Origin of the sequence: Kitasatospora sp. NPDC091257 (genome assembly GCF_044757675.1) — a bacterium.
Classification (GTDB): Bacteria; Actinomycetota; Actinomycetes; order Streptomycetales; family Streptomycetaceae; genus Kitasatospora; species Kitasatospora lactacystinica.
Genome location: NZ_JBIVVI010000488.1, coordinates 1 through 6,285 on the forward strand (window position 1 = coordinate 1; position 6,285 = coordinate 6,285).

6 protein-coding genes are annotated in these 6,285 nt (G+C 71.1%); 5 read left to right on the plus strand and 1 reads right to left on the minus strand.

What is annotated here, in order from left to right; all coding sequences use genetic code 11:
* Positions 1-185 precede the first annotated feature (185 nt).
* Complete coding sequence (locus ACIQOV_RS22270; protein WP_401050974.1) at positions 186-1,283, plus strand: GAF domain-containing sensor histidine kinase; 1,098 nt, start codon at positions 186-188, stop codon at positions 1,281-1,283.
* Positions 1,276-1,932, plus strand: coding sequence for a response regulator (locus tag ACIQOV_RS22275; RefSeq protein ID WP_401050968.1), 657 nt, complete (start codon positions 1,276-1,278; stop codon positions 1,930-1,932). Before ACIQOV_RS22270 ends, ACIQOV_RS22275 begins: the two co-directional genes overlap by 8 nt.
* Before the next feature lie 1,024 nt (positions 1,933-2,956).
* Here ACIQOV_RS22275 and ACIQOV_RS22280 read toward each other — a convergent pair.
* Positions 2,957-3,760, minus strand: a complete 804-nt coding sequence (locus tag ACIQOV_RS22280) for a hypothetical protein (protein WP_401050970.1) — start codon at positions 3,758-3,760, stop codon at positions 2,957-2,959.
* 150 nt (positions 3,761-3,910) lie between these two features.
* On the opposite strand from ACIQOV_RS22280, the gene ACIQOV_RS22285 reads away from it, so the two are divergent.
* The 3 genes from ACIQOV_RS22285 to ACIQOV_RS22295 form a co-directional block, all read left to right on the plus strand.
* Complete coding sequence (locus ACIQOV_RS22285; RefSeq protein WP_359911455.1) at positions 3,911-4,702, plus strand: ABC transporter ATP-binding protein; 792 nt, start codon at positions 3,911-3,913, stop codon at positions 4,700-4,702.
* 120 nt (positions 4,703-4,822) lie between these two features.
* Positions 4,823-5,245, plus strand: coding sequence for an NfeD family protein (locus ACIQOV_RS22290; protein WP_359911452.1), 423 nt, complete (start codon positions 4,823-4,825; stop codon positions 5,243-5,245).
* A gap of 10 nt (positions 5,246-5,255) precedes the next feature.
* Positions 5,256-6,285, plus strand: a 1,030-nt coding sequence (locus ACIQOV_RS22295; protein WP_401050973.1) for an SPFH domain-containing protein, incomplete at its 3' end; no start/stop codon positions are given.

Consider the following 6,285-nt stretch of genomic DNA (forward strand, 5'->3'; position numbering starts at 1 on the left):
CCTGCGGCCTAGGTCCCCGGACCTGGGCCCGGGGCGGCCGCGGACGGACGCGGCGGTCGCCGGGGCGGCGGTAGTTTGGCGGTATGTCCAGCACCACCGGAGACCACCGGACCCACCGGGGCCCGCTGCCCGCCTGCGAACCCTGCCTGTCCGGGATCGAGGCCGTCAGCCAGGCACTGCTCGCCATGAGCCGGCACCTGGAGGTCCGTGAGGTGCTGCGCCGCATCACCGCTTCCGCCAGGGGACTGCTCGGCGCCGAGTACGCGGCCCTGGGCGTGCCCGACGACCACGGGGGCTTCGCCCAGTTCGTGGTCGACGGTGTCACCGACGAGCAGTGGCGGGCGATCGGCCCGCTGCCCCGACAGCACGGTGTACTCGCCGCGATGCTGCACGAGACCGGCCCCACCCGGCTGGTGGACGTCCGCAAGGCACCCACCTTCGAAGGATGGCCCGCAGCCCACCCCGATATGGACGCCTTTCTGGGCATGCCGATCCTGGACACCGACGCGGCCGAGGACGAGTCGCAGGTGATGGGCGTCATCTTCCTCGCCAACAAGCGTGGCGGTGGCCTCTTCACCGATCACGACGAGGAGCTCCTGCGGATCCTCGCCGCGCACGCGGCCCTCGCACTGTCCAACGCCCGACTGTACGAGCGCAGCCGCGAGCTCACGCTGGCCGGCGAGCGTGCCCGGATCGCCCACGACCTGCACGACGCCGTCTCGCAGAAGCTCTTCTCGCTCCGGCTCACGGCCAAGGCGGCCGCCAAGCTCGTCGACCGCGACCCCGTCCGGGCACGTGCCGAGCTCGCCGAGGTCGCCCGTCTCGCCGCCGAGGCTGCCGACGAGCTGCGCGCGGTCGTCGTGGAGTTGCGCCCCGCAGCCCTGGAGGAGGACGGACTCAGCGCCACTCTCGCCTCCCAGGTGCAGGTCCTGGACCGGGCGCACACCGCTGACGTCGCCTTCGCCGCCGACGGGGTCCGGGCGCTGCCGCCTGCCCAGGAGGCCGCACTGCTGAGAGTTGCCCAGGAGGCGCTGCACAACGCGCTGCGCCACTCCGGCGCCCGCAGGGTCACCGTCACCCTGGCAGGGACGCCTGCGCGCGGTGCGGTGCTGCGCGTGCACGACGACGGGCGCGGCTTCGATCCGGAGTCCGTCCGGCGAGCAGGCCGTCACCTCGGCCTGGCCTCGATGCGCGACCGCGCGGCCGCCGTCGGCGGCACACTCACCCTGGAATCGGCCCCCGGTCGGGGGACGCTCGTCGAGATGGAGGTCCCCGGTGCCTGAGAGCACACCGTCGATCCGTGTCCTGTTGGTCGACGACCACCAGGTGGTTCGGCGCGGGCTGCGCACTTTCCTGGAGGTCCAGGACGACATCGAGGTGGTCGGGGAGGCCGCCGATGGGGCGGAGGGTATTGACCGGGCCCGTGAGCTCGACCCCGATGTCGTCCTGATGGACCTCAAGATGCCCGGCGTCGACGGCATCGAGGCGCTGCGCACGCTCAAGGGCGAGGGCAGCCGCGCCCGGATCCTGATCGTCACCAGCTTCACCGAGCACCGCACGATGGTTCCCGCGCTGCGGGCCGGTGCGGCCGGGTACGTCTACAAGGACGTGGACCCGGAGGCGCTGGCCGGGGCGATTCGTTCGGTGCACGCCGGTCATGTTCTGCTCCAGCCCGAACTGGCCGAGGCCCTGCTCGCCGACGACGGCCCGCGCGTTCCGCAGGGTCGAGGTGGCACGCTCACCGAGCGCGAGCGCGAAGTGCTCGGACACATCGCCGATGGCCGCTCCAACCGGGAGATCGCCCGCAGTCTGCACCTCTCGGAGAAGACGGTGAAGACCCATGTGTCCAACATCCTCATGAAGTTGGACCTGGCCGACCGCACCCAGGCGGCACTCTGGGCCGTTCGTCACGGCGAGGCCCGCGACGGGTAGCGCGCCAGGGGCGCGACGTACTGGTGCGGGCGCCGTGCCGATCGGCAGGTTTTCGGCCAGGCAGGGCGTCAAACGGTGGTCCAGCATGTGCCGTTCGGCAGGGTTGGCCCGAATTCAGGTGATCCATCGCCATTCGGGTGTGCCAGGCTGATCGCCGACACCGATCCCGAGGGAGGGCCGGATGAACGCGATGCGCAATCAGTGCGGGCCTGTCGTGCTGGCCCGTGAGCTTGAGGTGACATGCCGCCTGTTCGACGAGCCTCCGATGTCCGGGCCTGGGTCGCAACCGACTGCCGAGGACGGAGACCGAGGGCGGGCGCCAGGACGCCCCTTGTCCGGATGTCAGGTGGCGAGGGCAGAGAATCGTGCAACAGAGGCCGTCGAGCGCAGAGCGAGGTTGGCCCGGGAGACAGGCCGAGACCGGGAGGCCTACGGGCCGGAGCTGCTGAGACGCCGACTGCGGATGCGGCGTTGGCAGTTCAACCTGGCACGGGAACGTGAACTGATCCCCGAGCCGGACCTCGACAACGGCACCTGGTCGGCGCTCGTCGAGGTACAGCTGAAGGCCCGCACCGAGGAGATCATCCTCGCGCTCGGCGCCGTGCCGCCCGTGGGGGCGGCCAAGGCGGCCACGGTGTTGGGCCACACCACAGGTCTGCTGGTGATCGCCGAGGACATCAGGCGGCTCGCCGCCGCAGGAGAGCTACGCCCCTGCGGCGGATACCGGGGCTGGCCGACCTACAGCCGGGAGGCCTTGGCCGCCGTCCCGTATGCCGTGGTGCAGCAGACTGTCACGGAGCGCATGCACAAGGCTGCGGCCACGGCACGGGCCGCGGCCGAGGGGCTGGAACGGAGACTCGCGGAGAGCTACTCGGCGGAGGAGGCAGCCGAAGTCCTGGGGTGGCCCCGGTGCCGGCTGGTGGCCACGACGGCACAGGGAAGCCTGACCGCCGGTCCCGACGGCAGATACGAGCGCGCCGAGGTGATCGCGCTCGCCACCGTCGACTCCGGGGTCCAGCACCTCTCAGCGATCGTCTCGCTCGTCCACGAGGGCGTTGTAGGCGGCGACCTGGGCGCGCCGGGCGGTGCGCCGCAGCGGGGCCAGGGCGGATTGGCGGGCCGCCATCTCGGAGGCGCTGACGGCAGCGCCGTGGCCGCCGGAGGCGATGGAGAGCAGGGCGGACACCTGGCGGGCCGACTCCAGGACACGGACGGCCCGGGGCGGGTACCCGGGAGCGAGCAACTCGCTGTGGCCACGACGGCGGTAGGCATCCAGGGCGCGCAAGGCCTCAGGTCCGGCGCCGGCCACGTCGAGGCGGGCGAGCATGACGGTCGCCTCCCGCAGCCCGTCGGCCAGTTCACGTTCGGCCTCGTGGAGCGACGGCACGTCCGCCGGAGGTGTGTCGTTGACCTCGGAACAACGCCACAGCACGGTGGCCGAGCGGTCGCCGGCCGGGCCGTACACGTCCACCTCCGGCACCAACCCGAGAGGTGCGCCCACGGCCAGGACGGCCTCGCCCGCACTCATGGCCTGCTCGTTGAAGGCCTTCGGACCGGTCAGCCCGAGCGGATGCCCGGCTGAGGGCAGCGCGAGACGTAGACCCTTCACGCCGAGCACCCGCAGCCGCCCCAGCGCCCAGGTCAGCCCGTGCTGCTCGCCGGGCTCGTCGCCGGGCAGTCCGGTGACCCGGTGGATCTCGTCCCGGCCCAGGACGGCCGTGGCGGCGTCGTCCGGCGGCACCAGGCCCGCCAGCAAGGCGTTGCCCCATGCGGTGAGCCGCCCCGAACGGGGCTCTTCGTACGGATTGTCGGCAGGAGTCACGAGCATCCGGCCAGCCTACGGAATCGGCGGTCATCCGCGTGGCGTAGGTTTGCCCATGCGTGTGCGGCGCACCCACCCCGTGCCCACCGGCTGCCGGAGTAGGCTCGCCGCCCGCACCGACGGCCGAGAATCTTGTTTTTTGGGGAAGGCGTAGGCATGAGCGACGTGCTGGAGCTGGTGGACGTATCCGTGGTCCGGGAGGGGCGCGCGCTGGTCGACCAGGTCTCGTGGTCCATCTCCGAGGGCGAGCGTTGGGTCATCCTGGGCCCGAACGGCGCCGGCAAGACCACGCTGTTGCAGATCGCCTCCTCGTACCTGTTCCCGACCTCGGGCAAGGTCACGGTGCTGGGTGAGAAGCTCGGCGAGATCGACGTCTTCGAGCTGCGTTCCCGGATCGGCCTGGCCGGCGCCGCCATGTTCGACAAGCTGCCGGCCGAGCAGACCGTGCTCCAGACCGTCCTCACCGCCGCGTACGGCATGACGGTCAGCTGGCAGGAGACCTACGAGCAGTCGGACGAGGTCCGCGCCCTCGCCCTGCTCGACCGCCTCGGCATGGCCAATCTCACCGACCGCAAGTTCGGCACCCTCTCCGAGGGCGAGCGCAAGCGCACCCTGATCGCCCGCGCCCTGATGACCGACCCCGAGCTGCTGCTGCTCGACGAGCCTGCCGCCGGCCTCGACCTCGGTGGCCGCGAGGACCTGGTCCGCCGGCTCGGCGCGCTCGCCCAGGATGAGTTCGCCCCGGCAATGGCGATGGTCACCCACCACGTCGAGGAGATCGCGCCGGGCTTCACCCACGTCCTGATGATCCGACAGGGGAAGGTGCTCACGGCCGGTCCGATCGACACCGAGCTGACCGCCCGTAATCTCTCCAAGTGCTTCGGCCTGCCGCTCACCCTGGAGCGGCACGGAGACCGCTGGTCGGCCCAGGGTCTGCCGCTGGGCTGAGGCCCCTTCGTCCGCTCATCCGGAAGGCCGTCGGAAACCGGTCGCACGCGCGACCGGTTTCCGCCCCTCGACCTGCGGGAACTGTCCGCTTCGAAGGCCTTCGCTCCCTAGGATGGACGTGTGGACAGCTGGATCTGGTGGCTCCTGGCCGCCGCAGGGCTCGGCATACCGTTGGTGCTCACCGCGATGCCGGAGTTCGCCATGTTCGCGGTCGGGGCGCTGGCCGCCGCCGTCGTGGCCGCGCTGGGCGGGGGAGTGGTCGCCGAGACCCTGACCTTCGTCGTCGTCTCGGTCGCACTGGTGGTCTTCGTCCGCCCGATCGCCTACCGGCAGCTTCAGAAGGGCCCGCAGGTCAAGATGGGCATCGAGGCGCTCCAGGGCGCCACCGCGGTCGTCGCGGAAACCGTCGACGGGGAGGGCGGGCGGATCAAGTTGAACGGTGAGATCTGGTCGGCCCGTGCGCTCCACCCGGGCCAGGTGTACCAGCCTGGACAGCAGGTCGACGTCGTCGAAATCCAGGGCGCGACCGCCCTGGTCGTCTAGGGGAGAGTCCGTGGAACCCGTCCTTATCGTTTTGGTCGTCCTGGTCGTGGTGGCCTTCATCGCGCTGATCAAGACGATCCAGGTCATCCCGCAGGCCAGCGCCGCGATCGTGGAGCGCTTCGGCCGCTACACCCGGACGCTCAACGCAGGGCTGAACATCGTCGTCCCGTTCATCGACCGCGTCCGCAACCGGATCGACCTGCGCGAACAGGTCGTGCCGTTCCCGCCGCAGCCGGTGATCACCCAGGACAACCTGGTCGTCAACATCGACACCGTCATCTACTACCAGGTGACCGACCCCCGCGCCGCGACGTACGAGGTCGCCAGCTACATCCAGGCGATCGAGCAGCTGACTGTCACCACGCTGCGCAACATCATCGGCTCGATGGACCTGGAGTCCACGCTGACCTCGCGAGAGGTCATCAACGCCGGCCTGCGCGGTGTCCTGGACGAGGCCACCGGCAAGTGGGGCATCCGGGTCAACCGTGTCGAGCTGAAGGCGATCGAGCCGCCGACCTCCATCCAGGACTCGATGGAGAAGCAGATGCGCGCCGACCGGGACAAGCGCGCCGCGATCCTCACCGCCGAGGGCCAGCGCCAGGCCCAAATCCTCAAGGCCGAGGGTGAGAAGCAGGCCGAGGTGCTCAAGGCGGAGGGTGAGGCGCAGGCCGCGGTCCTGCGCGCGGACGGTGAGGCGGCCGCGATCCGGACGGTCTTCGAGGCCATCCACGACGGCGACGCCGACCAGAAGCTGCTCGCCTACCAGTACCTCCAGACCCTGCCCGAGCTGGCCAAGGGCGACTCCAACAAGCTCTGGATCATCCCCAGCGAGGTCGGCGACGCGCTCAAGGGCCTCGGCGGTGCCTTCACCGGCCTGACCGGCAACGGCGGGGTGAACGGCGGCGCGGTCGCGGCGCCCAGTGTCCCGCAGACGGTCCCGGCCGCCACCCAGGTGCCGTTGGACCCGGCGTCCGGCCCGCGGCCGGTGGACACCGAGAAGGGCGCCGCCCGTCCCCGGGTGGACCCGGTCCGGGAGTACC

Excerpts from the sequence above, each read along its gene's own strand:
- ACIQOV_RS22270 (WP_401050974.1), top strand. The coding sequence starts at position 186 with ATGAGCCGGCACCTGGAGGTCCGTGAGGTGCTGCGCCGCATCACCGCT.
- ACIQOV_RS22280 (WP_401050970.1), bottom strand. The coding sequence starts at position 3,760 with ATGCTCGTGACTCCTGCCGACAATCCGTACGAAGAGCCCCGTTCGGGG.
- ACIQOV_RS22285 (WP_359911455.1), top strand. The coding sequence starts at position 3,911 with ATGAGCGACGTGCTGGAGCTGGTGGACGTATCCGTGGTCCGGGAGGGG.